Source organism: Saccharomonospora piscinae (genome assembly GCF_005862235.1).
GTDB lineage: Bacteria > Actinomycetota > Actinomycetes > Mycobacteriales > Pseudonocardiaceae > Saccharomonospora > Saccharomonospora piscinae.
The window spans coordinates 76,893-102,810 of record NZ_VCEK01000001.1; the positions used below are offsets into that span (position 1 = coordinate 76,893).

A 25,918-nucleotide genomic window follows, 5' to 3' on the forward strand; every position below is an offset into this window, starting at 1 on the left:
AGCTGCGGACACGGCTACGCAGGCTGCGGACACGGCTACGGGAGCTGCGGACACGACTGAAAGTGTCAACCTTGGGTTGACGCGAAGCTGGCGTCAACTTATGGTTGACGCATGGCGAACACGGGACCGAACATCCGGCTCGACGATCTCATCAACGCGATCAGGAACTCCCGCGAGAATGCTCTGGAACAGCTCTCCGACGCCGTGCTGGCGGCGGAGCACCTCGGGGAGGTGGCCGACCACCTGATCGGCCACTTCGTGGACCAGGCCCGGCGGTCGGGCGCGTCCTGGACCGACATCGGACGGAGCATGGGCGTCAGCAAGCAGGCCGCGCAGAAGCGGTTCGTCACCAAGGAGGAACCGGTACCGCTGGATGCCTCCCAGGGGTTTCACCGGTTCACGCGGCGGGCGAGGAACACGGTGATGGCGGCGCAGGAGGAGGCCCGCGCGGCGGGAAACCGTACGATCACACCTGAACATCTGGCGCTCGGTTTGCTCAGCGAACCCGAGGCACTGGCAGCCAGGGCCGTCACCGCGCAAGGCGTGAGCCTGGAGGCCGTGCGCGATCGCGTCACCGCGACGCTGCCCGCGGCTTCGGGTGAGGTCGGCGACCTCATCCCGTACGACCAGCAGGCGCGCAAGGTGCTGGAGCTGACCTTCCGGCAGGCATTGCGGTTGGGGCACGAGTATGTGGGGACCGAGCACATCCTGCTGGCCCTGTTCGAACACGAGGATGGCCACGGCGTGCTGGCTGCGCTCGGTTTGGACCGGGCCGAGGCCGAACGCGTGATCTCGGCCGCCGTCGCGGCGGCGGCCCCACAGGACTGAGGGTCGGCTACGGCGCCTGCACGAGTCCTGAGCCCACGTCGGTGGAGGGCAGCGGCAGGCGCCGTGCGGTCTGGCCGAGGCGGGCCCACAGCTCCCACGCCCGTGCTCCGTGCCGTTCGGCGACCAGCGCGGCCACGCCCGCGACATGCGGCGTGGCCATGCTGGTGCCGCTGATGGTGTGGTAGCGATCGGGCAGGGGCCAGGCGGAGTACACGTCCACACCGGGTCCGACGACGTCCACGGCGCGCTCCGGATCGACCGTGCCGCAGGAGAAGTCGGCGATCGCTCCCTCGGCGTCGACGGCGCCGACGGAGAGGATCGACGGACAGTTGGCGGGGTGGCTGACCGGGGCGATCACCCCGGCGGCGCGGTCGCTCTCGTTGCCCGCGGCCGCCACGATGAGAGTGCCCCGCCGCAGGGCCCGCCGGGCGATGGTCTCGAAGGTCTCGGAGTGCGGATCGCCCGGCCGGGTCGGGGCGCCCAGCGACAGTGACACGACGGCGCACCCGTTGCTGACCGCCCACTGGATGCCCGACAGGATGTCGCCGTCGGTGCCGGTACCCGCGTTGCCGAGCACCTTGCCCGCGTAGATCTCGGCCCCGGGCGCCACACCGTAGCCGGGCCCCTGGCCGGGCTCACGCGGACCGCACGCCGTCCCGATGCAGTGGGTTCCGTGGCCGTGCCCGTCGACCGCGTCCTCGCCCGAGACGAACGAACGGGCCTCGACGTCGCGGTCGGTGAAGTCGGGGTGGTCGGTGGCGAACCCGGTGTCGAGGACGGCCACCCTGATGCCGGCGCCCGTCACGGTGTTGTCGTCGACCCCCAGCGCCCGCAGTCCCCACGTGAGCGACTCCGCGTCGGCCGGCCTCCGGTCCGCGGTGGGAGCGGTGTAGGCGCGAACGACCCGTTCGGGTTCGATCCTGGCCAGCGGGCCGCGTTCGGCGCTGGCCGCGACGAGGGCGTCGGCCTGGTCCGGGGCGGCCGTGACCACCGCGACGCCGAGGTCGTGCAGGAGCAGCCCGTCGGCGACCCGGAAGGCGTCGGGCGCGTCCGCGATGGAGACGTCGGCCGTGCTGGCCGCGTTCAGCCCGGCCACCCGGGTCATCGTCCGCATCGCCGACGCGGTGGCGTCCTCCCGCAGGAGCACCAGGTAGCGGCCGGTCTCCTCGCCTGCCTCGCGGCTGCCGTCGCTCCTGGTCATGACGCACCTCCCGGCTCGCTCGGTGCCTCGCCCGGCCGGACGGGACTGCTCCAGCCTAGGTGAGAAAGGTCACGTTGTCGTTACCCTGTGATGGTTGACTGGTGACTGAGGGTAATCTGCGTGAATTGTGGCGGGTCGTCGGTCCGGCCCAGGGCATCCATCGTTATCTCGCTGCACGTGCCGATGCACGTGCAGTAACACGGCATAATAATGTCGCGACGTCGAGATATCGTGGGCGCATCCTCCGTTGTGATGAGTCCGCGTGACGAAACTGGAGGATGGGGGCGGTTCAGCGTGCTGCTGTGCTATGTGGACGAAAGCTTCAGTCGCGACCACTACTACATCGCGGCGCTGTTGTGTCCCGACAGGCAGGCGCTGTCGCTGGGCGTCGCGCTCGACAGGGTGGTGCGGCGGGCCACAGTCACGTATCCGGCGATCAGTACGGCTGCTGAACTGCACGGCTACGATATCTTCCAAGGTAAAAACGACTGGGAGCCACTGCGGAAGATGCCGCGCGCCCGCATCCAGGTCTATGACCAGGCGCTGCGGGTGCTGGCCGAACACGAGGTCGCGGTCGTGGTGCGCGGGATTCACCCAGTCGAGAGACTCCGCACGCAGCATCCGCACGCGCTACTGATGCGCTGGATCTTGGAAGAGATCGACGAGTACGCGGGCGATCGAGACGAGTACGCATTGGTCATCGCGGACGAGCCCGGCCAGAACTCCCAGCAGAGTGAATACCGTGCCGACCTCACCGGCTTTCGACAGTACGGTACCGGTGGGTGGCGCCCACGGGTCATCTCACGGGTCGTCGATACACTGCACTTCGCTCCGTCGGCTTCCAGCCGCCTGGTGCAGGCCAGCGATCTCGTCGCCTTCTTGTGTCACCGTATCTCGACCAAGACTGACGGCGACCCACGAGCTATCCGTGCGAACACGCGACTGTGGGAACGTTTGGCCGACAGGATTCACCGCGTCCACGTCTGGACACCATCCGACCGACCCTAGACGCACGAAGACCCCGCACGAGGCGGGGTCTAAGGCTCACAGGAGTTTCCTCCTGCGGCCAGCATACCTGACGACGATCCTCGCCTCCACAGGATTCACCGTGTCCGCGTCTGGACATCGGCTCAGCCCGGCGATCAGCGCTGCGGCGCCGGGGTGCGCGGGGTGGTCACGATCCGTGCGCCCCTGGCGGGCACGGTCGTGATGTTGCGTGGCTTCGTCCGCTCCCGCCGTGGCCGGTCGGCGGCGACGTGCTGGCGGGTCAGGATCGCACGCAGCATGATGACCGACTCCAGCAGCGAGAAGCCCGCGCCGAGGCAGCGCCGCACCCCGCCGCCGAACGGGAACCACGTCGAGCTCGCGGGGCCGGAGTCCAGAAAGCGTTCGGGCGCGAAGCTCCGGGGGTCGGGGTGGTGTGCGGGATCGCCGTGGACCATCGCGATCGAGGGCATCAGCGTGTGTCCCGCCGGGATGCGGAACTCGCCGATCTGGATGTCCGTGGTCAGCCGGCGCGCCACCTCCGAGATCACGGGGTGCAGGCGCAGGGCCTCCTTGGTCACCGCTTCGAGGTACTTCTCGTCGTTCTCGTCGGCCGCGCGGGTGGCGCGGTCGAGCCGCGCGGGGTCCCTGGCGAGGTCGTGCAGCGCCCAGGCGAGCCCGGTGGCGGTCGTCTCGTGGCCCGCGAGCAGCAGCGTCACGAGCTGGTCGCGCAGTTCGGCATCGGTGAGCGCCGCGTCGCCGCCGTCCGGGTCGGTCGTGGTGAGCAGCCGCGACAGCACGTCGTGGCGCTGGTCGAGGTCGCTCGCACGGCGGCGGTCGGCGATCTCGGCGTACAGGAGCTGGTCGACGCGGCGCTGCGCGAGCGTGTAGCGCCGCCACGGCCCGACGCCCTGGAGTTTGGGGTTGTACCAGCCGATCAGCTCGACCGGGCCGACGTCGACCACCCGGCGCAGCAGGTGCCGCAGTTCGTCGAGCCGTGGTCCCTCGGCGACGCCGAACACCACGCGGAGGATGACCTCCAGTGTCAGCGTCTGCATCCGCCGGTGGGCGGAGAACGGCCGCCGGGCGGGCCAGCGCTCGACCTCGGCCTCCGCCAGTTCCGTGATCATGTCGCGGTAGCCGCGCAGCGAGGCGCCGTTGAAGGCGGGCATCAGCAGTTTGCGGGCCCGCAGGTGGACGTCCTCGTCGGTGAGCAGGACCGAGTGCGAGCCCATCGCGGGTTTGAGGATGACGTTGCCCTCACCCGCGTGGAACACCGAGGCGGGACCGGCGAACACCGCGCGGATGTGGTCGGTGTCGGCGAGCGCCACGATCGCGCGTTCGGGGTAGACGCGCAGCCGGACGACGTCGCCGTGGCGGCGGCGCAGCCGCGGCAGCCAGTGCTGGCGGAACAACCCGTAGAGCACCGTCTGCGCGAGCATCGGCAGGCGCGGCCCCGGCGGAAGTCCGGTCGCGGTGACGTCGTCGATCCGTACGGCCGGTGCGGTGATCTCGGTCGCCATGACCACGTTTTATACGCGCGTATAAATCGGCTGTCCAGGGTGGTGCCGTACCCTCACCGGTGTGGGCCATCGGGAAGATCTGCTCGCGGCCGCGCGGCACCTGCTGCGGACCAAGGGGTACGCGCACATCACGGCTCGGGACCTCGTGGCGGAGTCGGGGACGAATCTGGCCTCCATCGGCTACCACTTCGGATCGAAGGCCGGGCTGCTCAACGAGGCCATCGGCGAGGCCGTGGACGAGTGGACCGAGCAGCTGGTCCGGGTCGCGATGGCCGACCCGGCCGCCTCGCCGGCCGAGCGTGGTCACTCGGCGTGGTCGGCGATGCTCGACGGGCTCGCGGGCGAGCACGAGTTCGTGGTCTCGTACCTGGAAGCGCTCGCGCAGGCCGAGAGAACGCCCGCGCTGCGGGAACAGTTCGCCGCCCAGTACCGCCGCTGCCGGGAACGGGTGAGCGAACTCGTCGCGCGCTCCCTCGGCACGGAGCCCGGTGACCCCGAGGCCCGCGCGGTCGCCAGTTTCGTCATCGCCGTGTGTGACGGGCTCGCGGTGCAGTGGGTGCTCGACCCTGAGGGCGCACCCACCGGAGACGATCTCCGTGCGGGGGTCACGGCCGTGTGGGGACCGTCCCACCACTCGGAACGGTGAACCGCGATCGCGCATAGGGTTGAGGCATGCAGACTTGGTCATCGGTAGCCGTGCCCCGTGTCCCCGGAACCGCGCCTCCGCTGCGGCTGTACGACACGGCGACCGCGCAGCTCCGGCCCACGGCACCGGGTCGCGTGGCCAGGATGTACGTGTGCGGGATCACGCCGTACGACGCGACCCATCTCGGGCACGCGGCCACGTACCTCGCCTTCGACCTGGTGTACCGGTTGTGGCTCGATGCCGGGCACGAGGTGCACTACGTCCAGAACGTCACCGACATCGACGAACCACTGCTGGAGCGCGCGGCCCGCGACTCCGACGACTGGGTGGTGCTGGGCCTGCGCGAGACCGCCCTGTTCCGCGAGGACATGGAGGCGTTGCGGGTGCTGCCGCCCCGCGACTTCGTGGGCGCCGTCGAATCGGTGCCCGAGATCGTCGAGGTCATCGAGAAGCTGCTGGCGAGCGGCGCCGCCTACCGCGTCGACGACCCCGAGTACCCCGACGTGTACTTCGATCGCTCGTACACGGGCCGTTTCGGGTACGAGTCGAACTACGACGAAGCGGCCATGCACGCGGTCTTCGGCGACCGCGGCGGCGACCCGGAACGGCCCGGCAAGCGCGACCCGCTCGACGCCCTGCTGTGGCGCATGGCGCGCCCGGGGGAACCATGCTGGGAGTCACCGCTGGGTTCGGGACGCCCCGGCTGGCACATCGAGTGCAGCGCCATCGCGTGTCAGCGGCTCGGCATGGGCTTCGACGTCCAGGGCGGTGGTTCGGACCTCGCCTTCCCGCACCACGAGTTCAGCGCCGCCCACGCGGAGGCGTTCGCGGGCGAGCACCCGTTCGCCCGGCACTACGTCCACGCGGGAATGATCGGGCTCGACGGCGAGAAGATGTCGAAGTCCAAGGGGAACCTGGTGTTCGTCTCGCGGCTGCGCGCCGACGGCGTGGACCCCTCGGCGGTGCGGCTGGCCCTGTTCTCGGGCCACTACCGGACCGACCGCGCGTGGACCACCGAGCTGCTGAGCGGGGCCGAGCGGCGCCTGGAGCGCTGGCGCGAGGCCGTGGCGCTGCCGACCGGGCCCGAGGCCGAGGACACCGTCGGCCGGCTGCGGGAGCACCTGGCCGACGATCTGGACACGCCCGGCGCCCTCATGGCCGTGGACGCCTGGGTCGACGAGGCGTTGCGGCACCGCACCGGCGGCACCGGCAGCGAGTCCGCTCCCGCGCTCGTGCGGTCGGCCGTCGACTCGCTGCTGGGCGTGGTGCTGTAGGGCCCGTAGAGCTCGGCGGGGCTCGGGTCGGTCACGCCCAGGTGGGCATGCGGTCCAGGATGTCGCAGCGCAGGTCCAGTGCGGCCACGAGTTCGGCCGGGTCGCGGTGGTCGCGCACCGGGTCGGCGACGTCCAGGTACTCGCCCCGCAGGGACACGGCGCGCCACGGGCGGCTGTCGTGGAGCAGGAACTCGACCAGCGCCGGGGTCACCACCGCTTCCGCGAACCGTTCGTCCTCGGCGAGCACCTCGAACCGGGCGTCGAACTCCGGGTTGCCGGTCCGTATCCCGCCGAGCCCGATCGCGCGGTTGATCGCGTTCGACGCCGCGGCGGACGGCCGGATACCGAGCATCGGGTGCGCGGCGGGGGCCGCGACCCAGATCGCCCGCTCCGGCTGGTGACGTCCCTGGTGGACGGTGTCGAAGGTCGCGGCCACGAACTCGCGGCCCCGGTGGCTTCCGGTGATGACGTCACGCGCCGCCGTCGCCCGCGGTGGGTGGGTCAGCGGCTCCCACCGGCTGCGCCGGTCGTACTGCCGGTCGTAGAGCGGGATCAGGGAATCGTCCCGCTCCACGACCGTCCACCCACGACGGGCCGCCTCCCCGGCAAGGCCGAGCGGAGTCGCGGGGGCCGTGCGCGCCACCCGGCGTCTGATCCACAGCACGAACGCCAGCACCGCACCCAGCAGCAGCACGGTGCCGCCGATCACGATGGTGAGCACGATCGCGGTACTCATCGTCCGCCTCCGCCGTCCGGGAACACGGTCACCGGCGCATGATCCGGAAGTCGCCGAAGCCCTCGTCGTCGGCGGGTCCGGGGCGGCGGGCGGGGCGAGCGGCGTGCTCACCGCCCGACGGCAGGGCGGACACCGGCGCGGGGCCGGGGTCGGCTGGGGGCCGGTCACCGAAGAGCTGGGATTCCTCGGCCAGGACCTTGTCCAGCAGGTCGGTGTCGCCGAGCCCCCGTCGCACCACGTCCGCCTGTGCCCTGGCGGCGATGACCCGGGCCTGCGCGATCGTGTGCAGCACGGTCGCCGACAGCGCCGAGGGCTGGGCCTCGCGCACCCGGTCGGAGAAGGTGATCTCCTTGACGGCGCCGTCCGGTCCCGCGACCACGGTCACCACACCGTCCGGCGAACTCGCGGTGCCCGTGACGGCGACGAGTTCCTCGGTCATCCGCTGGTAGCTCTCCGCCCGCGCGCGGTTGTCCCCGGCCGCGGTGTCGATCTGCTCGACGCGGCGCAGCAGCCGCTTCGCCGTCTCACTCATCGCCGCTCTCCCGGTTCCGGTGTGCCCTGCTCGGGTGTGATCGTGTCGAGGAACGCCTGGAAGTCGTCGACCACCTCCGGGAACTGCTCCATTGTGGAGGTGAGCACGACGCGCAGTACGGGACGGGTGCGCGGATCGGCCGCGTTGGCGAACGCCATGAACACCTGGTACTGCACCAGGTAGCGCCGCTGGCCGGCCAGTTCGACCTCCACCCGCACCGCCTGGGTCCGTACGGGGTTCTCGGTTGTGCCGCCCTCGGTCGTGCGGCCGAGGCTCACCTCGGTCGACCCGCGCCGCAGCCGCTCGACCGACTCCTCCGCGATCGTGCTCAGTGGCACGTCGCTGGGCCGGAGATCGCCGCTGATGGTGATGTTCGGGGTGAAGCCCTCACCGCGCGAACCGGGACGCAGCGCGACGAACGCCGCCTCCGGTGTGCCGAGCTCGTCCGGGTCCACGGATCTCCACCCGTCCGGCAGGGAGAACTGGATCGGCACGGGAATCGTCGTGGCCATGTCTCGCCTCTCTCGTCACTCGCTGTCGGTCCGCGTTCAGAAGCCGAGCACGTTGCCGACGGTGCTTGCCGCGCCACCGACCGCGCTCGCGGCGCCACCGACCGCCGAGGCGGCGTCACCCACGGCGTCGGTGACCCCGCCCGGGTCGACCGCCACGTCGAAGCCGACCTTGCCACCCACGCCGAGTGCGACACCACCCGAGGCGCCGACGTGGAACTTGCCGTCGTCGCCCATTCCGAACTGGGCGTCACCCGCGATGCCGGCCCCGGCCCAGACCTCGCCGTTGACACCGGCGCCGACCCCGGCGACCTCCGCGCCGACGTCGCCCCCGGCCCGGCCACCGGCGAAGGCCTCGCCGCTGACCTGACCCCCGGTGGGGCCGATGCTGCCGTCGACGCCCGCTTCCGCCCCCGCCATCGCGTCACCGTTCGCCGACACCGAGGCGTGGTCGCCGAACTCCATCCCCCCGGAGATGTCGCCCCGAGCCCCGACGAACGCCTCGGCGCTGCCCTGGGCACCGAACGCGTCCACACTGCCTTCGGCGCCCGCTGACGCGCCGACCATGCCCTCGGCGCGGCCGTTCGCGGTGACCCCGTGCCCGAGGTCGAGCTCGCCCTCGGCGCTGCCCCGCGCGAGGTACGCCTCCGCGTTGGCGCCCGCGGTGATGCCGTCCGGCGTGATCTCGTAGTGGGAGCCCGCGTTGGCGCCGAGCAGCGACCCTTCGGCGGCACCCCGCCCGGAGACGTCGCCCGCCGAGAACTCACCGTCGGTCGAACCGCCGAGCCACTCCGTGCCGGTCCCGGTCTCGCCCTTGTCCGGCGTCAGACCGAGCGTCTCGGCGAACGGGATTTCGATGCCGAAGTCCGCGAGCGTGTCCCGCACCTTGTCGTGCATCAGCCCGTCGGCCTGGCTGCCCCATTCGCGCTGGTAGCTGCGGCCGAGCGGCGTGTCCTGCCAGCCGCCGGGGTCCACGTCGACCCACTGGCCCGTCGCCGGGTCCCACTGCCGCTGGGTCTGCCGCTGGTCGGCACCGAACTCCGACTCCCCGAAGGGGCGGCTGAACGTGCCCTCCTCGTCGGGCTGAAAGCCGAACGCCATCGCCACCGCGCCTCCGGCCCGCTCGACCTCCTGCCGAGCGGCGTCCAGGACGGCCTGCGCCTCCTGTGCGACGCCCTGGCCGGGGTCGGTGAACGGCGCGAGCAGCTGCCCCGCCGCCTGCGCGAGCATCGCGACCGCGTCGTACTCGGCGGCGGCGGCGCGGCTCGCGGCCTGTGCCTGGTGATACAGCTCGATGGCGCGTTGTGCCTCGCCCTGCCCCCAGTTCAGGACGTCGGCGAAGTCGCTGAGCTGCTGCCCGCCCTGCCCCGCCAGCTCCACCGCCCGCGCCCACCTCGGCGGTTCCTCGCCGAACGCGCTGCGGAACGCGTTGCTCGCCGCACCGGCCCAGCCCACCGGGTCGATCCTGCCGAGCCCGGCCCCGATCTCGTCCGTCGCGGTGATCGTGTCGATGAGGACCCGCAGATCGCCGGAGATCACCTCCGGTTCGCCCGGTACCAAAGCCCTCGGATCGTTGGTCTGCCCCAGTTCAGCCATCAGTTCTCGGTTCCTCCGTGCTCGCTGCCACCAGGGGCGGACGACGGGGCGCCGGTATCAAGCGCGTTGCCGATCGAGCCGCCGAGCGCGCCGCCAGCGGCGCCGCCCAGAGCCGCGCCGATGCCGCCACCCAGCGCCCCGCCGGCCACGCCGCCCGCCGCGGCGCCGAGCGCGCCGCTCTGCTGCTCCAGCAGGCCACCCAGCCCCGCCAGTGTCGAATTGGTCTCGGCCTCGGTGTCCAGGTACCGGTTCGCCGCCTGGCCGAGTTCGCCGCCGAACTCATCCGCCTTGTCGCGCAGCGCCTCGACCTGGGCCCGCAGCTGTTCGATGAAGGCGCCCCACGCGGCCTGGACGCCGGAGTGGCCGTAGTCGCCGCTCGGTCCCTGCCACATCAGGCCCGCGACGCCGCCGACGGCGTCCCCGATCCTGCCCGCCGTCTCCCGCAGCTCGTCCGGAACCGCATCGAATCCCGCCATTGCCCCATGCCCCTTACTCGTCTTCGCGTGCGGTCGCCACTACGCCACTACTCAGCCAGACGCAACGGCGAGGGCCACGGTTCCGCCGGATCTTGCCGATCTGCGAAGGACACCGGTCGATCCGCCTCACACGGAGGACAACCGCAGCTCCGCGTGCCCCCAGCGGCGCCGTAACCACCGGTCGTGCGAGGCCAGCACCACCGCGCCCGGTGCGGAGTCGAGCGCCTCGGACAGCTCGTCGGCCAGCGCGGGGGAGAGGTGGTTGGTCGGCTCGTCGAGCAGGAGCACCTCGGGCGGGTCGGCGACGAGCAGAGCGAGCGCCAGCCTCCGGCGTTGCCCCACCGACAACGCCGCCACGGGACGATGCTCGTCGCCCGGCGCCACCAGCCCCAGCGTGTGCAGCGACGGTACCGCCCGCCCCGCGGTGGCCGCGTCGTAGAGCTGCCGCGGTGTGCGCTTCGGCTCGGCGAACCGGACGTCCTGCTCGAGCAGGCCGACCCGCACTTCCGGCGCCCGCCGGAGCGTGCCGTGGGTCGGTTCGAGGTGGCCGGCGAGCAGCCCGAGCAGGGTCGACTTGCCCGTCCCGTTACCGCCGGACACGAGCAGCCGCGTCGGCCCGGTACCACCGATGTGGACGTCCAGCTCGGACACCGGCTCCAGCCTGCCCGCGACCGCCAGGTCACGCGCCGACAGTGCCGTCCGCCGCTGCGCGTCGGCCGCCGCCGTGAGCGTGGCCGCGAACCGCAACGGTTCCGGCGGTTTGCGTACCTGGGCCGATTCGAGTTCGGACAGCCGCTGCCGGGCCGCCCGCACCCTGCGCGACACCTGCCGTTCCACGCGGGCGCCGCTGAAGTCGTAGTTCAGCTTGGCGCCGTCGCGAGGCGGGCGGCCGTGGGCCACCTGCCGCGCCGTCACCGTCACCGAGTGCCGCAGCTCGCGCAACTCCTGCTGTTCCTCCGACCAGCGCTGCTCCCACCGCGCGCGCTCGGCGTGCTTGGCCGCCCGGTACTCGGTGTACGCGCCGCCGTAGCGGGTGGGACCACCGAGCGCGGGATCGAGGTCCACGATGTCGGTGCAGACGGCATCGAGGAACTCGCGGTCGTGGGAGGACAGCACGACGATCCCGGGGTGCCGCGCCAGCCGCTCCTGCACGAAGTCCAGTGCCGGATCGTCGAGATGGTTCGTCGGCTCGTCCAGCAGCAGCGTCTCGGGCGCCCGGATCAGCAGTGCCGCCAGTGCCAGCCTGCACCGCTGTCCGCCGGAGAGCGTGTCGAGGGCGCGGCCGGGTGCGATACCGGCGAGCCCGAGCCCGGCGCACACGATGCTGGCGCGGCGGTCGGCGTCCCACAGGTCGTGGGCCTGCGCCCACTCCAGCAGATGCCCGTACTCCGCCAGCAGGGCGGCGTCGTCCGGCCGGTCCGCGAGCAGCGCGCCGAGCTCGTCGAGCCGGACGGCGGCACGGCGGGTCTCGGCCAGCGCGTCGTCGAGGACGTCGGACAGCGTCGCGGTGCCGGGGAAGGGCAGTTCCTGGCGCAGGTAACCAAGATCACCCCCGCCGCTCACGTGGCCGCCCGAAGGGTCCTCCACCCGCGCGAGCAGCCGCAGCAGCGTGGACTTGCCCGCGCCGTTCTCGCCGACGAGCCCGACCCGGCGACCGGCGGAGAGCGTGAGATCGATGCCGTCGAACACGACCTTGTCGCGGTAGGAGAAAGCCAGGTCACGCACGTGCAGTGACAGGGAAGAAGACACAACTGATCACCGGCCCGGAGTTCGGGGAGATCACCCGCCGGGCATCGGCTCGGAAGCCACCTCGGGCGCGGGTGCGGACTGGCGTCAGTTCTTCATGGTGCACACCAGTCTAGCGAGGGCGCCGGACGCGTGCCACCGCATTGTGTCGACCTCGCCCCGGTCGCGCGATTACCGTGGAGCCCGTGCCGAACCTCTACGCCACCAGCGACCTGCACGTGACGCATCGGGGAAACGAGGGCTTCGTCGACGCGATCTCCCCCGAGAGCCCCGAGGACTGGCTGATTGTCGCCGGTGACGTGGCCGAGCGCGTCGACGTCGTCGCCGACACCCTCGCGAGGCTGCGGGAACGGTTCGCGACCGTCGTGTGGGTTCCCGGCAACCACGAGTTGTGGACGACCGCGAACGATCCCGACCAGCGACGCGGGCAGGATCGCTACGAGGAACTCGTGCGCCGGTGCCGGGCCGTGGACGTGCTGACCCCGGAGGACGAGTTCGCGGTGTGGCCACACGGCGAACGGCCGCTCACGGTGGCGCCCTTGTTCGTGCTCTACGACTACAGCTGGCGCACACCCGCCGCGACGGGAGCGCCGCTGGCGGAGGCGATGCGGCAGGCCCGGGAGGCCGGGGTGGTCTGTACCGACGAGTACCTGCTGCACCCCGACCCGCACCCGAGCAGGCGGGACTGGTGCGCGCGCAGGCTGGAGATCAGCGAGAAGCGACTCGCCGACATCCCCGACGACCACGGCACGGTGCTCGTGTCGCACTGGCCGCTGCACCGTCACCCCACGGCGCCGCTCTACTACCCCGAGTTCGCGATGTGGTGCGGCACCGAGGAGACCGCGGACTGGCATCGGCGCTTCCGGGCCGAGGTCGCCGTGTACGGGCACCTGCACATCCCACGCACCACCCACCAGGACGGCGTGCGCTTCGAGGAGGTCTCGCTCGGCTATCCCCGTGAGTGGAGCCGCCGTGCGCGGGGAGCGGTGCCGGTGCGGCGGCTGCTGTGACGCCGGGGGCGCGCGGGCGAACGCTCAGCGTGCCGGGCCCGCGCCGCCGTCCGGCCGGTGCCTGCGCAGGTAGCGCTCGAACTCCGCCGCGAGCTTGTCTCCGCTGTCCTCGTCGAGCACGATCTCCGCGTCACCGCGTTCCTCCAGGCTGCGCACGTACTCGCTGACCTCGTCGTCCTCGTCGGCCATGTCGGTGACCGTCTGCTGCCACTCCTCGGCCTGCTCGGGCAGCGCGCCCAGCGGGATGCGGACGTCGAGGACGTCCTCCAGCTTGCGCAGCAGCGCGAGCGTGGCCTTGGGCGAGGGCGGGTGCGACACGTAGTGCGGCACGGCGGCCCACAGCGACACGGCGGGCACCCCGGCCCTGACACAGGCGTCCTGGAACACCCCCACGATCCCCGTCGGGCCCTCGTACCGGCTGCGTTCGAGGCCGAACCGGGCGGCGGCGTCGGCGTCGTAGGCGGTACCGGTGACCGGAACCGGCCGGGTGTGCGCCGTGTCGGCCATGAGCGCACCCAGCGTGACCACCGTGGCGACACCGAGCTGGTCCACCTGGGTCAGCAGCTCGTCGCAGAACGCCCGCCAGCGCATGTTCGGCTCCGGTCCGTGCACGAGCACGATGTCGCGGTCGTAGCCTTCCGGCCGGCACACCACCAGTCTCGTCGTGGGCCATTCGACCCGTCTGGTCACGCCGTCGACCAGCCGTACCGTGGGGCGGCTCACCTGGAAGTCGTAGTAGTCGTCCGGGTCGATCTCGGTCAGGGGTGTGGCGTCCCAGTTCAGCTGGAGGTGCTCGACGGCCGTGGTGGCCGCGTCACCTGCGTCGTTCCAGCCCTCGAAAGCCAGGATCATCACCGGCTTCGGCTCCGAGGTGTCCCGTGTCGTCTCGTCGAAGGGCGTGCTCACGGTCACCAGCGTACGGCGCGATGCGGTCGCTCAGGGAATCCGTCCTGCCCCCACGCCCGGCCCGGGCCCGCCGGGACGGTGTCACCGTAGGCTGTCCGGGGCGCCCGCCCCGTGCCGCCACGACGTCGGCGTGCGGTGTGGCGGTGCCGGGGCCGGGCGAGTCCGGTCGAGTCGAGTAGCGAGGAGAAGTCGTGGGAAGACCGTCCGCTGTGGACGGAGTCGCCGCCGTGCTCTGGGACATGGACGGCACGCTCGTCGATTCCGAGAAGTTGTGGGACATCGCTCTGCACGAGGCGGTGGAGCGGCTGGGTGGCACCCTGAGCCCGGCTCAGCGCGCGACGCTTGTCGGCTCCAACATGGCGGTCACCTGCCGTTTCCTGCTGGAGCTGACCGGAAGCACCGCGGGGGAGGGCGACATCGCCGAGGTCGCCGGGTGGATCCGCGCGCGCACGGCCACCCTGTTCGCCGACGCGCTCCCGTGGCGCGACGGCGCGCGCGACGCGCTCGTGGCCGTACGTACCGCCGGTGTGCCGTCAGCGCTGGTGACCTCCACCGAGCGGGAGCTGACCGACCTCGCGCTGCGCACGATCGGGCACGAGATGTTCGACATCACCGTCTGTGGCGACGAGGTGGACGGTCTGAACAAACCACACCCCGAGCCCTACCTCCGGGCCGCGCGGCTGCTGGGAGTCGACCCTCGGCAGTGCGTCGCCGTGGAGGACTCCCCGGTGGGCGCGGACTCCGCCACCGCGGCGGGGTGCACCGTGCTCGTCGTCCCCAACGACGTCTCCGTGCCCGGGGGGCCGCGCCGGTCGTTTCGCGATTCGCTGGTGGGCTTCGACCTGCCCGCGCTGGCGGAGCTGGCGCGGGCAGGGTGACGCGCGCTCAGCCGAGGAGGTCCTCGGGGATGTCCGCCCGCTTCGTGCCCACGAGCGCCACGTAGTTCAGCGGCTCGCCGCGGACGTCGAGCCGGTGCCGGTAGCGCTGTGAGGTGCGAACGCGCAACAGCCCGGCCTCGGTGCAGCGCGAGACGAGCCGCGCGAAGCCCGAGGTGTCGGCCTCCGAGAGGAACCGGTCCTTGATGGTGAACGCGATCCAGCCGCCCTCGGCGACGAGGTTGAAGGCCGCGCGGAAGGCCGAGGGCGGGATGTCGCCGTAGCCGAGTGCGGCCACGCAGGCCAGCGCGGTGAACCGTGGCGCGGCCAGCGCCGCCCGCTCCGGCTCGGCGAGGGCGGTCATGTCCACGACGTGGTAGGCGTCGTAGACCTCGGGCCGGTCCCGCAGGGCCGCGGCCCTGGCTTCGGGGAGGATGTCCACGCCGACCAGCTCCCCGGCTCCGACCGTGCGGAGCTGCTCGCCGACGAGGCCGTTGCCCGCGCCGAGGTCGAGCACCCGCAGCGAGTGCGCTGCGACACCGTCGCGCTGGAGTTCCTCTTTCAGCAACTTGGCGACCACGTCGGGAGAACGGCAGTCGAGAAGATCGTGGAAAAGATGCTCGTACAACCCCGGAATGGAGAAAATGCGCCGGTAGTCGTGGAACCGAATGCGTTGCCATGCCCCGTCGGCGAACACGGAACAGTACTCGGCGTCCTGGTCGATGTGCTCCACGTCGTCCGGCAGCCGCACGTCACGGTGCAGCCGCACGGGCCGGGAGGCCACGTCGCCGTTCGGTAACCCACCGTTTTCCATACCACGACCTTTCTGTTGCCGCGTGCCGAAGGATCGGAATTCAGCACAGTGGATTCCGTCACCGAAGTCAACCGCGACGAGTGTGGTGTTGTTCCGCGCCGGGGCCGGGCCGCCCGACGGGAAAGGGCCACCGGATGCGAGGATCGGTGTCGTGAAGACCTTCGACGAGCTGTACGCCGAGCTGACCGAGCGGGCCCGCACCCGACCCGAGGGGTCGGGAACCGTCGAGGCGCTGGCGGCCGGAGTTCATGCCCAGGGCAAGAAGGTCCTGGAAGAGGCGGGCGAGGTGTGGATCGCCGCCGAGCACGAGTCGGACGAGCGGCTGGCCGAGGAGATCTCCCAACTGCTGTACCGGATTCAGGTGCTGATGCTGGGCCGGGGCGTCACGCTCGACGACGTCTACCGGCACCTGTGAGTGCCATCTCGTGAAACCGGGTGGCGCCGCGCGCCGGAAACCGGTGAAGTGAACGGTGCGCGGGACGCGGGTCCCGGACGCACCAATTCCACACTGCCACACTGCCACGTGAGGAAGGACATCACCATGCTGCGGGTCGCGGTGCCCAACAAGGGTGCGCTGGCGGGACCGTCGTCGGACATGCTCGGTGAGGCGGGCTACCGGCAGCGACATGAACAGCGCGACCTCACGGTGCTCGACCAGGTCAACGAGGTCGAGTTCTTCTTCCTGCGGCCCAAGGACATCCCGATCTACGTGGGGTCGGGGGAGCTGGACCTCGGCATCACCGGGCGCGATCTCGCGCTGGACTCCGGGGCGCCGGTGGAGGAGACGCTGTCCCTCGGGTTCGGCGGCTCCACGTTCCGCTACGCCGCACCGAAGGGCCGGGACTGGACGGTGGGCGACCTGCGGGGCAGGCGGCTGGCGACGTCGTACCCGAGACTCGTGCGCGACGACCTGGCACGGCACGGCGTCGAGGCCGAGGTCATCCGGCTGGACGGTGCCGTGGAGATCTCGGTACAGCTCGGGGTGGCCGACGCCATCGCCGACGTGGTGGGCTCGGGGCGCACGCTGCGTCAGCACGACCTCGTCGCGTTCGGCGATCCCATCTGCGTGTCCGAGGCGGTACTCGTCCACCGGGCCGGCTCGCAGCCCTCGCGGCCGAGGGACCAGCTCGCGGCGCGGTTGCAGGGTGTCGTGTTCGCGCAGCAGTACATGATGCTCGACTACGACTGCCCACGAGAGCTGTTGCAGAAGGCCATCGCCATCACGCCCGGTCTCGAGTCGCCGACGGTCGCGCCGCTGGCCCACGACGACTGGGTGGCCGTGCGCGCGATGGTGTCACGCAAGCAGGTCAACGCGGTCATGGACGAGCTGGCCGCCGTCGGAGCGCGAGCGGTGCTGGCCTCCGACATCCGTTCCTGCCGGCTCTGAGGTGGGCGCGGGCTCAGTTCGGGCGGTGGCGTTTCGGCAGCAGGTCGTAGAGCCTGCGGCGGGAGCCGCTGTCGTTGGCCGAGCGGGCGCTCGACACGTCAGCGATGAAGTCCTCAAACACGAAGTCCTGCTCGGGCGGGTTCGGCGGAGTCGCCTCGGCGGCCGTCGCGGTGTCGAGCACCCGCGCGATCTCGTGGAACGCCGCCGCCTGTGCCGTCTCGGGGGCGAACGTGGTGACGGGCACGCCCCGGGAGCCCGCCTCGTTGACGACCACCCCGAGCGGGACGTGGGCGAGCACGGGGATGCCCATGTTCTGTAGCTCCCGCAGCGCCGCCGCGGCGTAGGCGGAGAGTGGGCGCCGGTAGAGCCCGGGCACGAGCCCGTAGTAGGTGACCGGTGGCCGTCCCACCGCCGACTCCAGGTAGCTGATCTGCTCGCGCATCAGCCGCAGCGCGCGGATGCTCGTGCGGTCCGGCTGCACCGGGATCAGCACTCCGTGGCTCGCCACCAGCGCGTTGTTGGTCAGCACGTCCAGCGCGGGCGGGCAGTCGATGACCACGTGGTCGTAGCCCGCGAACTGGATCACCCGCGCGAGCTGCCATCCCGGCACCCGGAACTGGTCCAACCGCCGCACCAGGTCGAACATCCCCGGCGAGGTCGGCAGCACGTCGAACGCACCACCCCGTCCCACGTTGCACCTCGGGTGCGAGACCACCAGTTCCTCCACCGGACCGCGCCACGCCTTGGTCAGCGCCTTCGCGAGGCTCGGCGCCTCGGGCGGCGGTTCGGGCAGCCCCAGCATCTCGGTCGTGGCGTGTCCCTGCGGGTCGAGGTCGATGAGGAGCACCCTCCGGCCCCGCTCGGCCAGGGCGGCGGCGGCACCCACGCTCAGCGCCGTCTTGCCGACCCCGCCCTTCTGGTTGACCACCGAGGTGATCTGCACAGTGCCCAGCTCCCGTCTCGTGGTTTGCGAGCAGGGTAGTGGATCAACGACGCCGCGTCAGTCACGGTCTCGTCGCGAGTCGGACGCGCATCGGCGTGACCAGCGCGGGAAGGACCGGCTCACCGGGGTCGCACGAGCAGCGCCTGCGTGCCGAAGGCCACCGTGCCCCCGGCGTCCGACAGCGTGCTCCGTGCCGTGCCCACGCCGCGCGGACCGACGGAGGTCTCGGCGGCCATGCCGATCCACTCGCCCTCGGGCTCCCGCAGCAGATGCACGGTGAGTTCCGAGTTGATGAACAGCCACCGGGTGGGATCGAGCACGTTCGACACGCCGCTGCCCGAGTCCGCGATCGCGAACAGCCGCTGCCACGGGCTCGGCACCTCGTCGTCGACGAGCGCGACCCGCTGCCTGGCCCACACGGCGCTGGGGCCGGGCCCCGCCACGTCGCCGCGCGCCACGCGCCACTCGACGGCGTCGAGGTAGCCGCCGAGCCACGCCTCGGGCCAAGAGGCCCGGGGGCACTCGTCGGCCGTCGGCCCCGACGGTCCGTCGGCCGTGGCGGCCTCCCGGGTGTCCGTGCCGGCCAGGCGCCACGCCGACGCGACGGCCACGGTGCGGTCACCGGCCGCGAGCCGGGCCGACACCAGCTCCACCGACCGGCCGGGACGCGAGACCTGCGCCGACACGGTCAGTTCGGTCAGCGGGGCGGGGCCGAGGATCTCCACCGTCACCCTGGCGAGTCGCTTGCCGCCGTCGGCCAGCCGCTCCAGCTCCCGCACCAGCAGGGCCGACGGCGGCCCGAAGTGCTGGGCGTCGGGCGACCACGGACCGGCGGTGTGGTGCGTGGGCAGGTACCGGCCTGGCCCGCGGGACTGGTAGAACGCCGGAAACGCCGACGATGCCGACGATGCCGCCAACGACTCAGTCACCGTGTCCTGCACTCCTTCCACCGCGCGCTCAGTCGGCACGGTCCAACAGCGACTCCTCGCCCGGGTCGGGCTCGGGCCAGCCCGGATACTCGGGCGGGGTTCCTCCGAACGACGGGCACAGCGCCTGGTGGGAGCACCAGCCGCACAACTTGCTCGGGCTGGGCCGGAAGTCACCGGTGCGGCCCGCCTTCAGAATGGCCTGCCAGATGGCCTCCAGCGTGCGCTCGAAGCGAGCGAGCTCAGGCTCGTCCGGTGTATAGGCCAGCTCCTGACCGTCCCTCAGGTAAAGCAGCTTGAGCTGGCGGGGCACGATGCCGCGAAGCCGCCACAGCACCACGGCGTAGAACTTCATCTGGAACAGGGCCTTGGCCTCGCCGATCTGTCTCGGCGCCGCCCCGGTCTTGTAGTCCACGACCCGGATCTCGCCGGTGGGCGCGACGTCGAGGCGGTCGATGTAGCCGCGCAGCAGCACGCCCGAGCCCAGTTCGGTCTCCACATGCAGTTCGCACGCCTCCGGGTCGAGCCTGCGCGGGTCCTCCAGCGCGAAGTACGAGTCGAGGAGTGTCTCGGCGGAGCGGAACCACTCCGCGAGTTCGTCGCCCGATCCCGCGTCGTCGAACAGCTCCATCCACTCCGGACACTCCTCGGAGAGCTGGGACCAGGTGGGCCGCAGCAGATCCCTGGCGCGGTCGGGCGTGCGCTCGGCCCGGTCCAGCGCGAACACCCGCTCCAGCACCGAGTGGACGAGCGTGCCGCGTACCTGCGCTCGCGTGGGCGTCTCGGGCAGCCGGTCCACGGCGCGGAACCGGTAGAGCAGCGGGCACTGCTTGAAGTCGCTGGCCCGCGACGGGGACAGCGCCGGGCGGCGCGTCGCCCCGCCGGTCGGCCGGGGGGCGGGCGCGGTGCCGGTGGTCGTGCTGCCGTTCGCCATGCCGGGCAGCGTAACGGCATCCCACGACAGCTCGGTGCGGCCCGTGGCGGGCGGTGTGTCGGCCGACGTCGTCCCCGCGTCCCCGTCGCGGGCCCGGCCGCGGTCGACACACGGGCACGCGGGAGGTCACGGGCTTCTGACACGGCACGTTCTACCCTCGACGGGTGCACGCGGCCGGCGAGTACCACCACGACTGGTCCCGGAGTTCCGGCTCCGCGGACGGCGGGTTGCTGCTCTTTCGCGTCGGCGGGGTGCCGGTGCAGCTGGCCCCGTCGTGGTGGATCGGCTCGCTGCTCGTCGTGGCGCTCTACACCCCGCTGGTGAGTGGGTTGCTGCCCGGTGCGGACCTGGGCCTTTCGGCCGTTCTGGCCGGTGCCTTCGCCGTCCTGCTCGGCGGCTCGGTGCTGGCGCACGAGCTCGGGCACTGCCTCGTCGCGCTCCGGCTCGGCGTCCCGGTGCGGCGGGTGCGGTTGTTCCTGCTCGGCGGGTTGTCGGAGGTCGTCCGGTCGCCGCGCCGCCCGGGGCAGGAGGCACTGATCGCGGTCGCGGGCCCGGTGGTGTCGCTGGCGCTCGCGTTCGTGTGCTGGTTGCTCCTGCTGGCGGTGCCCACCGAGGGGCCCGTGTGGCTGCTGGTGGCGCAGTGCGCGGTCGCCAACCTGGCCGTCGGAGTGTTCAATCTGCTTCCCGGGCTGCCGCTCGACGGTGGCCGGCTGTTGCGCTCCGGTGTGTGGGCCCTGCTCGGCACGCGCTCCGTGGGCACCAGGGTGGCGGTGGCGGGGGGCGGCCTGGTGGCCGTCGCACTGCTGGGCTGGGCGCTGTGGGGAGTGGCACAGGGCAGTGACGACCGGTGGTTGCGGCTCGGGGTGTGCCTCGTCACGGCCTGGTTCGTGGCCATGGGCGCCACCACGGAGTTCGCGGCGGACGGCCGCCGCCCCTGGCCGGAGGGGCTACGGGTGACCGACCTCGTGCGGCCCGTGTTGCAGTTGCCCGCCGAAAGCCCGGTCTCGGCCGCTCTCACGGCCTCGGCCGGGCGCGGTGTGGTGCTGGTGCGCGCCGACGGTGTGGCCGCCGGACTGCTGGACCCGGCCTCCGCCACCCGGCTCGCGGCCTCGTCGCCGCAGGCACCGGCCGAGCAGGCCGCCGAGCCGATCCGCGCCGAGACCGTGCTGCTCACGTCCGACTCGGCCGACGAGATCGCCGAGCACGTGGGCGAGGTGCCCACCGCGCAGTTCCTCGTCGTGGACACCGACGGCAGGCCCATTGGGGTGCTGCTGAGGGAGGATCTGCGCGCCGCGCTCGCGGAGCCACTGCCGCGCGGCGGTCACGGCGCGAGCGACCGGACCGGGTGAGTGGTGTCGCGAGCGGGTCTGCGACGATTCCGTGCGGTCTCGTCTCGCGCACGGCGGACGAGCGTGGACTGGAGGTGCGGTGTCAGCAGGGCCGTTTCGCGCGGGTGACCGGGTGCAGTTGACCGATCCGAAGGGGCGGCACTACACGATCGTGCTCGCCGAGGGGCAGGAGTACCACACCCACCGGGGCGCGGTTGAGCACGACGCTCTGATCGGCAGTCCCGAAGGGAGTGTCGTGACCTCGACCCAGGGCACGTCGTACCTCGCACTCCGCCCGCTGTTGCCCGACTACGTGCTGTCCATGCCGAGGGGCGCGCAGGTCATCTATCCCAAGGACGCCGCGCAGATCGTCATGTGGGGCGATATCTTCCCCGGAGCCAGGGTTCTCGAGGCCGGTGCGGGGTCCGGCGCGCTGACCTGCTCGCTGCTGCGCGCCGCCGGGCCCGAGGGCAGCGTGACCTCCTACGAGGTGCGCGAGGACCACGCCGAGCACGCGGTCCGCAACGTGACGAAGTTCTTCGGCGAGGCGCCTCCGAACTGGACGCTGACCGTCGCGGACCTCGCCTCCCACACCGGCGAGGTCGACCGGGCGGTGCTCGACATGCTGACGCCCTGGGAGGTGCTGCCCACCGTGGCCGAGGCGCTGGTCCCCGGTGGGGTCCTGGTGGGCTACGTCGCGACCGCGACCCAGCTGTCGACCTTCGTCGAGGCGCTGCGTGCGCAGAAGTGCTGGACCGAGCCGGAGGCGTGGGAGACGCTCGTGCGGCCGTGGCACGCGGTGGGACTGGCCGTGCGGCCCGAGCACCGGATGATCGGGCACACGGCGTTTCTCGTCACCACGCGCAGGCTCGCCGACGGGGTGACGCCGCCCCGGCCGCAGCGCAGGCCGAGCCGGGGCTGACGCCGGTTGGAGCCTCAGCCCCGCTGGGGCTCCAGTGTCCTGATGCACCAGTCGCCGCCCGCGTTCTCGGCGACGAGGTCGAACGGCGCCTCCTGGCCCATCATCTTCATGGTCACCGGGATCCGCGCGGTGTCGTCGTCGATGGTGACCTCGCCCGCCCGCTCCATCGTCATGTCGCCGGTCTCGCCGGGGTCCACCTCCCCGTCGATGTCGCCGCAGGACACATCGGCCAGCGCGGTCGCGTCCCGGTCGTTGAGGGCGGTGACGGCCGTGTCGGCGAGTTCGGCGACCTGATCCTCGTCGTCGCCGCCACCGAGTGTCAGGGTCAGGGTGACGACGCCGCCGACCACCACCGCGGCGGCGATGCCGAGACCGAGAAACAGTTTGGTCCGCTTCCGTCCCGTGGTGGTCTCGTGGCCGGACGTGGGTGGCTGGGCCGCCTGGTCCTGCTGCCGGTTCGGGTCAGCGGGTGGTTCCGTTGTCATCGGTGACCTCGGTTTCTGTCGTGGGCTGCGGTGGTCGGTCCGGCGTCGTGGCCGGGATCACGTCTGGGGAGGTCCGACGCACCAGGACCCGTCCTGCTTCCTGGCGGGAAGAGTGGCGGACTGGCTGCCCTGCGCCCCCTGCGTGACCTTGATCGGGATGGTGCCGGAGTCGCCGTCGACGGTCACCTCACCATCCCTGCTGACCTCGAAGCCCTCGGGAATGTCCGTGGGATCGAGCTGTTGCCCCTGGCCGTCTGTGCAGGTCACCTCGGCCGCGAGATCGGGGTCGCGGTTGGTGACGGCGGTGACGAAATCGTCCGCGAGCTGCTCCACCTGATCCTTGTCGCTACCGCCGCTGGTGAGGAACAGGACGAGTGCCACGGCACCACCGATGAGGACCACGGCCCCGATGGCGATGCCGACGATCAGTCCCGTCTTCTTCTTGGGCGGTGGCGCGCCCGGGCCCCCGAAGCCGGGCTGACCGTACTGTCCCGCACCCGGCGCTCCTGGCCCACCCGGGTATGCGCCCGGCTGCTGGGGTTGCTGCGGATAGGGCTGCTGGGGCAGCGGGCCCGAGCCCGCGTACCCGGGATGGGGTTGCTGGGGCTGCTGGGGATGGTGCGGCTGCTGGCCCCAGCCCTGCGGCTGCTGACCGTACGGGCCCGGCTGCCCGGGCTGGCCCGGTTGGCCCGGTTGTGGTGGGTACGTCATGGTTCTCCCCTTCCTCGGCGCGCCTGTGGTGTTCGACTCCGGAGCACGTCGTCCGGTTCCCGCCGTCGAACGGAGTGATCGTAGAGGGAGTCGGGGCGCGTGTATCGCACCCTCTCGGGTGGCGGCGGGCCCGTGTGCCGCACAGTGAACCCGGTGACTCGTCACGCACCGTCACCAAACACTGTGGCATGCGGATGAACGCGGCGTCCCGGAGTCGGGGGGAGTCTCAGCGGGTACTCCGCCGCAACCGGGCGACGCGCCGATTCTGTCACGCAGATAGGGCTTTTCATGTCGGTGATCGCCGGTACCGTGGGAAGAAATGCATTCCGAGGAGGTGCCGAAATGCAACACGACCTTCCCGGAGGTCGGCACGATGAGGCCGACTCTTCAGACACGAGCGGAGCCGGAGCCACCGACACCCCGTCGAGCGAGCAGGAGCGTCAGATCCGCTTCCTCGAGGAGGAGGTAGCCCTGCTCCGCCGCAAGCTCACCGACTCGCCACGGCAGAACCGCGTTCTGGAGCAGCGGCTCGCCGAGGCCAACGAGCGCGTGAGCCAGCTCACCGAGCGTAACAACAAGCTGGTCGAAACCCTGCGTGAGGCGCGCAGCCAGCTGTTGGCGCTCCGGGAGGAGGTCGATCGACTCGCGCAACCTCCGAGCGGCTACGGCGTGTTCGTCGCCGCCTACGACGACAGCACCGTGGACGTCTTCACGTCGGGCCGCAAGATGCGGGTCGCCGTGTCGCCCTCGGTGGAGATCGGTGAACTACGCCGAGGACAGAGTGTCCGGCTCAACGAGGCCCTGACCGTGGTCGAGGGCGGCGGCTTCGAGAGCACGGGTGAGGTCTGCACGTTGCGGGAGATGCTCGCCCCCGAGGTCGAGGGCGGCAGTTCCCGCGCGCTGGTCGTCGGGCACGCCGACGAAGAACGTGTCGTGTGGCTGGCCGAACCGCTGGCCGAGCAGACGATCAAGTCAGGCGATTCGGTCCTCGTGGACTCCAAGGCGGGCTACGCCTACGAGCGGGTGCCCAAGGCCGAGGTCGAGGACCTGGTGCTGGAGGAGGTGCCGGACGTCCGCTACGAGGACATCGGCGGGCTGTTCCGGCAGATCGAGCAGATCAGGGACGCGGTCGAGCTGCCGTTCCTCCACGCGGACCTCTACACGCAGTACCAGCTCCGTCCACCCAAGGGCGTGCTGCTCTACGGCCCGCCGGGATGCGGAAAGACGCTGATCGCCAAGGCGGTGGCCAACTCCCTGGCCAAGCAGGTCGCCGAGGCGAGGGGTGCTGCGGACGCGAAGTCGTTCTTCCTCAACATCAAGGGCCCCGAGCTGCTCAACAAGTTCGTCGGTGAGACCGAGCGGCACATCAGGATGATTTTCCAGCGGGCGAGGGAGAAGGCGTCCGACGGAACTCCGGTGATCGTGTTCTTCGACGAGATGGAATCCATCTTCCGCACCCGGGGCAGCGGGGTGTCGTCGGACGTGGAGACGACGATCGTGCCCCAGCTGCTCTCGGAGATCGATGGTGTTGAGGGGCTGGAGAACGTCATCGTCATCGGTGCCTCCAACCGGGAGGACATGATCGACCCCGCGATCCTGCGGCCGGGCAGGCTCGACGTGAAGATCAAGATCGAGCGGCCGGACGCCGAGGGCGCCAAGGACATCTTCTCGAAGTACCTGACCGCCGAGCTGCCGATCCACGGCGACGACCTGCGGGAGTTCGGTGACGACCGGCAGGCCACGCTCGACGCGATGATCCAGCACACGGTCGAGCGGATGTACGAGGAAACCGACGAGAACCGGTTCCTCGAGGTCACCTACGCCAACGGCGACAAGGAGGTCCTGTACTTCCGCGACTTCAACTCCGGCGCGATGATCCAGAACATCGTCGACCGGGCGAAGAAGTCGGCGATCAAGTCGGTGCTGGAGACCAACCAGCCGGGGCTGCGGGTGCAGCACCTGCTGGACGCGATCGTGGACGAGTTCGCCGAGAACGAGGATCTGCCCAACACGACCAACCCGGACGACTGGGCGCGCATCTCGGGCAAGAAGGGCGAGCGCATCGTCTACATCCGCACTCTGGTCACGGGCAAGAACCAGGAGTCGGGACGGGTGATCGACACGGCCACCAACACCGGCCAGTACCTCTGAGGACACCGTCGCAGGGGCTCTCGCGGCAACGCTCGCGGGAGCCCCTGCGTATGGCGAAATCCGTATAACGTCCTATACGCTTCGTCCTATGACGGAAGACACGGCGGCGGAGCGGGACACGCGGGTCCGCGCACCCCTGACGGCGGCCGAGGTGCTGGAGTGGCTGGAACGGACGGCGTCCGCCGTGCGCGAGGGGGAACTCACCGCGGAGGAGCTGATCGAACTGCTCGGGCAGTTGCGGCAGGCGTCGACCGCGTGTGCCAACGCCTCGGACTGGACCCTGCTCGCCGCCAGGGAGGCCGGGGCGAGCCTGCGGCAGCTCGCGCCCGTGTTCGGCAAGGGCTACGTCAGGGCGCCGGCCGCGCGGCTGGAGAAGCTCCACCGCGAGGTGCTGACGGCAGAGCAGTTCCTGGAGCTGATGCGCCGCCGAGCCGAGGACGCCTGAGGCGCGACCGGTCCGGCGCCCGCGTGGAAC

Annotated in this window: 27 protein-coding genes; 12 read left to right on the forward strand and 15 right to left on the reverse strand. The window is 71.4% G+C overall.

Annotation, left to right across the window (positions count from 1 at the left end):
* Positions 1–111: 111 nt before the first annotated feature.
* Complete coding sequence (locus FFT09_RS00390; protein WP_138381462.1) at positions 112–828, forward strand: Clp protease N-terminal domain-containing protein; 717 nt, start codon at positions 112–114, stop codon at positions 826–828.
* A 7-nt stretch (positions 829–835) separates the two neighbouring features.
* Here FFT09_RS00390 and FFT09_RS00395 read toward each other — a convergent pair whose 3' ends face one another.
* The gene (locus FFT09_RS00395; protein ID WP_138381463.1) at positions 836–2,029 is read right to left on the reverse strand and encodes a S8 family serine peptidase; all 1,194 of its coding nucleotides are present in this window, start codon (positions 2,027–2,029) and stop codon (positions 836–838) included.
* A 252-nt stretch (positions 2,030–2,281) separates the two neighbouring features.
* On the opposite strand from FFT09_RS00395, the gene FFT09_RS00400 reads away from it, so the two are divergent.
* Positions 2,282–3,037, forward strand: a complete 756-nt coding sequence (locus FFT09_RS00400; RefSeq protein ID WP_208544318.1) for a DUF3800 domain-containing protein — start codon at positions 2,282–2,284, stop codon at positions 3,035–3,037.
* 134 nt (positions 3,038–3,171) lie between these two features.
* Here FFT09_RS00400 and FFT09_RS00405 read toward each other — a convergent pair whose 3' ends face one another.
* A complete protein-coding gene (locus FFT09_RS00405) occupies positions 3,172–4,536 on the reverse strand; it encodes a cytochrome P450 (protein ID WP_138381464.1) in 1,365 nt (454 codons plus the stop codon).
* A gap of 61 nt (positions 4,537–4,597) precedes the next feature.
* Between FFT09_RS00405 and FFT09_RS00410 the strand changes: the two genes are divergently transcribed.
* Positions 4,598–5,182 (forward strand): TetR/AcrR family transcriptional regulator, encoded by a 585-nt coding sequence (locus FFT09_RS00410; protein ID WP_024873714.1) that lies wholly within the window; start codon positions 4,598–4,600, stop codon positions 5,180–5,182.
* Positions 5,183–5,208: 26 nt separating this feature from the next.
* Complete coding sequence (gene mshC / locus FFT09_RS00415; protein ID WP_138381465.1) at positions 5,209–6,456, forward strand: cysteine--1-D-myo-inosityl 2-amino-2-deoxy-alpha-D-glucopyranoside ligase; 1,248 nt, start codon at positions 5,209–5,211, stop codon at positions 6,454–6,456.
* Positions 6,457–6,487: 31 nt separating this feature from the next.
* Here the strand turns inward: mshC and FFT09_RS00420 are convergent, their stop codons facing one another.
* The 6 genes from FFT09_RS00420 to FFT09_RS00445 all read right to left on the reverse strand — a co-directional run bounded on the left by FFT09_RS00420 (position 6,488) and on the right by FFT09_RS00445 (position 12,054).
* Positions 6,488–7,192, reverse strand: coding sequence for a hypothetical protein (locus FFT09_RS00420; RefSeq protein ID WP_081190291.1), 705 nt, complete (start codon positions 7,190–7,192; stop codon positions 6,488–6,490).
* Between the two features lie 28 nt (positions 7,193–7,220).
* Positions 7,221–7,724, reverse strand: a complete 504-nt coding sequence (locus FFT09_RS00425; protein ID WP_024873717.1) for a YbaB/EbfC family nucleoid-associated protein — start codon at positions 7,722–7,724, stop codon at positions 7,221–7,223.
* Positions 7,721–8,236 (reverse strand): hypothetical protein, encoded by a 516-nt coding sequence (locus FFT09_RS00430; protein WP_081190290.1) that lies wholly within the window; start codon positions 8,234–8,236, stop codon positions 7,721–7,723. The genes FFT09_RS00425 and FFT09_RS00430 overlap by 4 nt, the downstream gene beginning before the upstream one ends.
* 36 nt (positions 8,237–8,272) lie before the next feature.
* Positions 8,273–9,829, reverse strand: coding sequence for a putative T7SS-secreted protein (locus FFT09_RS00435; RefSeq protein WP_138381466.1), 1,557 nt, complete (start codon positions 9,827–9,829; stop codon positions 8,273–8,275).
* Positions 9,829–10,305 carry a hypothetical protein gene (locus FFT09_RS00440; protein WP_081190288.1) on the reverse strand — a complete coding sequence of 159 codons (477 nt, stop codon included), beginning with the start codon at positions 10,303–10,305 and terminating at the stop codon, positions 9,829–9,831. The genes FFT09_RS00435 and FFT09_RS00440 overlap by 1 nt, the downstream gene beginning before the upstream one ends.
* Positions 10,306–10,431: 126 nt before the next feature.
* On the reverse strand, positions 10,432–12,054 hold the full coding sequence (locus FFT09_RS00445; protein WP_081190287.1) for an ABC-F family ATP-binding cassette domain-containing protein: 1,623 nt from the start codon (positions 12,052–12,054) through the stop codon (positions 10,432–10,434).
* Positions 12,055–12,236: 182 nt separating this feature from the next.
* On the opposite strand from FFT09_RS00445, the gene FFT09_RS00450 reads away from it, so the two are divergent.
* Entirely contained in the window at positions 12,237–13,061 is an 825-nt protein-coding gene (locus FFT09_RS00450) for a metallophosphoesterase family protein (RefSeq protein WP_167305307.1), read from the forward strand.
* A gap of 24 nt (positions 13,062–13,085) precedes the next feature.
* Here the strand turns inward: FFT09_RS00450 and FFT09_RS00455 are convergent, their stop codons facing one another.
* Entirely contained in the window at positions 13,086–13,967 is an 882-nt protein-coding gene (locus FFT09_RS00455; protein ID WP_208544319.1) for a PAC2 family protein, read from the reverse strand.
* 191 nt (positions 13,968–14,158) lie between these two features.
* Here FFT09_RS00455 and FFT09_RS00460 point away from each other — a divergent pair, with 191 nt between their 5' ends.
* Positions 14,159–14,845 carry an HAD family hydrolase gene (locus FFT09_RS00460; protein ID WP_081190286.1) on the forward strand — a complete coding sequence of 229 codons (687 nt, stop codon included), beginning with the start codon at positions 14,159–14,161 and terminating at the stop codon, positions 14,843–14,845.
* A gap of 7 nt (positions 14,846–14,852) precedes the next feature.
* Here FFT09_RS00460 and FFT09_RS00465 read toward each other — a convergent pair whose 3' ends face one another.
* Entirely contained in the window at positions 14,853–15,656 is an 804-nt protein-coding gene (locus tag FFT09_RS00465; RefSeq protein WP_138381468.1) for a class I SAM-dependent DNA methyltransferase, read from the reverse strand.
* A 151-nt stretch (positions 15,657–15,807) separates the two neighbouring features.
* Here FFT09_RS00465 and FFT09_RS00470 point away from each other — a divergent pair, with 151 nt between their 5' ends.
* Entirely contained in the window at positions 15,808–16,071 is a 264-nt protein-coding gene (locus FFT09_RS00470; RefSeq protein ID WP_081190284.1) for a phosphoribosyl-ATP diphosphatase, read from the forward strand.
* 126 nt (positions 16,072–16,197) lie between these two features.
* Entirely contained in the window at positions 16,198–17,043 is an 846-nt protein-coding gene (gene hisG, locus FFT09_RS00475) for an ATP phosphoribosyltransferase (protein WP_081190283.1), read from the forward strand.
* 13 nt (positions 17,044–17,056) lie between these two features.
* Here hisG and FFT09_RS00480 read toward each other — a convergent pair whose 3' ends face one another.
* The 3 genes from FFT09_RS00480 to FFT09_RS00490 all read right to left on the reverse strand — a co-directional run bounded on the left by FFT09_RS00480 (position 17,057) and on the right by FFT09_RS00490 (position 19,846).
* Complete coding sequence (locus FFT09_RS00480; protein ID WP_024873728.1) at positions 17,057–17,986, reverse strand: ParA family protein; 930 nt, start codon at positions 17,984–17,986, stop codon at positions 17,057–17,059.
* A 119-nt stretch (positions 17,987–18,105) separates the two neighbouring features.
* Positions 18,106–18,915 carry a thioesterase family protein gene (locus FFT09_RS00485; protein ID WP_425273032.1) on the reverse strand — a complete coding sequence of 270 codons (810 nt, stop codon included), beginning with the start codon at positions 18,913–18,915 and terminating at the stop codon, positions 18,106–18,108.
* A 28-nt stretch (positions 18,916–18,943) separates the two neighbouring features.
* Positions 18,944–19,846, reverse strand: coding sequence for a RecB family exonuclease (locus FFT09_RS00490; RefSeq protein WP_081190542.1), 903 nt, complete (start codon positions 19,844–19,846; stop codon positions 18,944–18,946).
* A 227-nt stretch (positions 19,847–20,073) separates the two neighbouring features.
* Between FFT09_RS00490 and FFT09_RS00495 the strand changes: the two genes are divergently transcribed.
* Together FFT09_RS00495 and FFT09_RS00500 are read left to right on the forward strand one after the other, a co-directional pair.
* A complete protein-coding gene (locus tag FFT09_RS00495; RefSeq protein ID WP_138381985.1) occupies positions 20,074–21,195 on the forward strand; it encodes a site-2 protease family protein in 1,122 nt (373 codons plus the stop codon).
* 79 nt (positions 21,196–21,274) lie between these two features.
* Positions 21,275–22,096, forward strand: coding sequence for a tRNA (adenine-N1)-methyltransferase (locus FFT09_RS00500; RefSeq protein ID WP_024873732.1), 822 nt, complete (start codon positions 21,275–21,277; stop codon positions 22,094–22,096).
* 14 nt (positions 22,097–22,110) lie between these two features.
* On the opposite strand, the gene FFT09_RS00505 is transcribed toward FFT09_RS00500, so the two are convergent.
* On the reverse strand, positions 22,111–22,581 hold the full coding sequence (locus FFT09_RS00505) for an Rv0361 family membrane protein (RefSeq protein WP_081190282.1): 471 nt from the start codon (positions 22,579–22,581) through the stop codon (positions 22,111–22,113).
* Positions 22,582–22,638: 57 nt separating this feature from the next.
* Positions 22,639–23,292: an Rv0361 family membrane protein gene (locus FFT09_RS00510; protein ID WP_244231112.1), complete on the reverse strand. Its 654-nt coding sequence runs from the start codon at positions 23,290–23,292 to the stop codon at positions 22,639–22,641.
* A 342-nt stretch (positions 23,293–23,634) separates the two neighbouring features.
* Here FFT09_RS00510 and arc point away from each other — a divergent pair, with 342 nt between their 5' ends.
* Positions 23,635–25,443, forward strand: coding sequence for a proteasome ATPase (arc, locus tag FFT09_RS00520; RefSeq protein WP_138381469.1), 1,809 nt, complete (start codon positions 23,635–23,637; stop codon positions 25,441–25,443).
* A gap of 88 nt (positions 25,444–25,531) precedes the next feature.
* Complete coding sequence (locus tag FFT09_RS00525) at positions 25,532–25,888, forward strand: hypothetical protein (RefSeq protein ID WP_138381470.1); 357 nt, start codon at positions 25,532–25,534, stop codon at positions 25,886–25,888.
* The last annotated feature ends 30 nt before the right edge of the window (positions 25,889–25,918 follow it).

Excerpts from the sequence above, each read along its gene's own strand:
- FFT09_RS00425 (WP_024873717.1), bottom strand. The coding sequence starts at position 7,724 with ATGAGTGAGACGGCGAAGCGGCTGCTGCGCCGCGTCGAGCAGATCGAC.
- hisG (WP_081190283.1), top strand. The coding sequence starts at position 16,198 with ATGCTGCGGGTCGCGGTGCCCAACAAGGGTGCGCTGGCGGGACCGTCG.
- FFT09_RS00420 (WP_081190291.1), bottom strand. The coding sequence starts at position 7,192 with ATGAGTACCGCGATCGTGCTCACCATCGTGATCGGCGGCACCGTGCTG.
- FFT09_RS00390 (WP_138381462.1), top strand. The coding sequence starts at position 112 with ATGGCGAACACGGGACCGAACATCCGGCTCGACGATCTCATCAACGCG.
- FFT09_RS00440 (WP_081190288.1), bottom strand. The coding sequence starts at position 10,305 with ATGGCGGGATTCGATGCGGTTCCGGACGAGCTGCGGGAGACGGCGGGC.
- FFT09_RS00505 (WP_081190282.1), bottom strand. The coding sequence starts at position 22,581 with ATGACAACGGAACCACCCGCTGACCCGAACCGGCAGCAGGACCAGGCG.
- FFT09_RS00525 (WP_138381470.1), top strand. The coding sequence starts at position 25,532 with ATGACGGAAGACACGGCGGCGGAGCGGGACACGCGGGTCCGCGCACCC.
- FFT09_RS00405 (WP_138381464.1), bottom strand. The coding sequence starts at position 4,536 with ATGGCGACCGAGATCACCGCACCGGCCGTACGGATCGACGACGTCACC.
- FFT09_RS00395 (WP_138381463.1), bottom strand. The coding sequence starts at position 2,029 with ATGACCAGGAGCGACGGCAGCCGCGAGGCAGGCGAGGAGACCGGCCGC.
- arc (WP_138381469.1), top strand. The coding sequence starts at position 23,635 with ATGCAACACGACCTTCCCGGAGGTCGGCACGATGAGGCCGACTCTTCA.
- FFT09_RS00430 (WP_081190290.1), bottom strand. The coding sequence starts at position 8,236 with ATGGCCACGACGATTCCCGTGCCGATCCAGTTCTCCCTGCCGGACGGG.
- FFT09_RS00465 (WP_138381468.1), bottom strand. The coding sequence starts at position 15,656 with ATGGAAAACGGTGGGTTACCGAACGGCGACGTGGCCTCCCGGCCCGTG.
- FFT09_RS00510 (WP_244231112.1), bottom strand. The coding sequence starts at position 23,292 with ATGACGTACCCACCACAACCGGGCCAACCGGGCCAGCCCGGGCAGCCG.
- FFT09_RS00490 (WP_081190542.1), bottom strand. The coding sequence starts at position 19,846 with ATGGCGAACGGCAGCACGACCACCGGCACCGCGCCCGCCCCCCGGCCG.
- FFT09_RS00400 (WP_208544318.1), top strand. The coding sequence starts at position 2,282 with ATGAGTCCGCGTGACGAAACTGGAGGATGGGGGCGGTTCAGCGTGCTG.
- FFT09_RS00435 (WP_138381466.1), bottom strand. The coding sequence starts at position 9,829 with ATGGCTGAACTGGGGCAGACCAACGATCCGAGGGCTTTGGTACCGGGC.
- mshC (WP_138381465.1), top strand. The coding sequence starts at position 5,209 with ATGCAGACTTGGTCATCGGTAGCCGTGCCCCGTGTCCCCGGAACCGCG.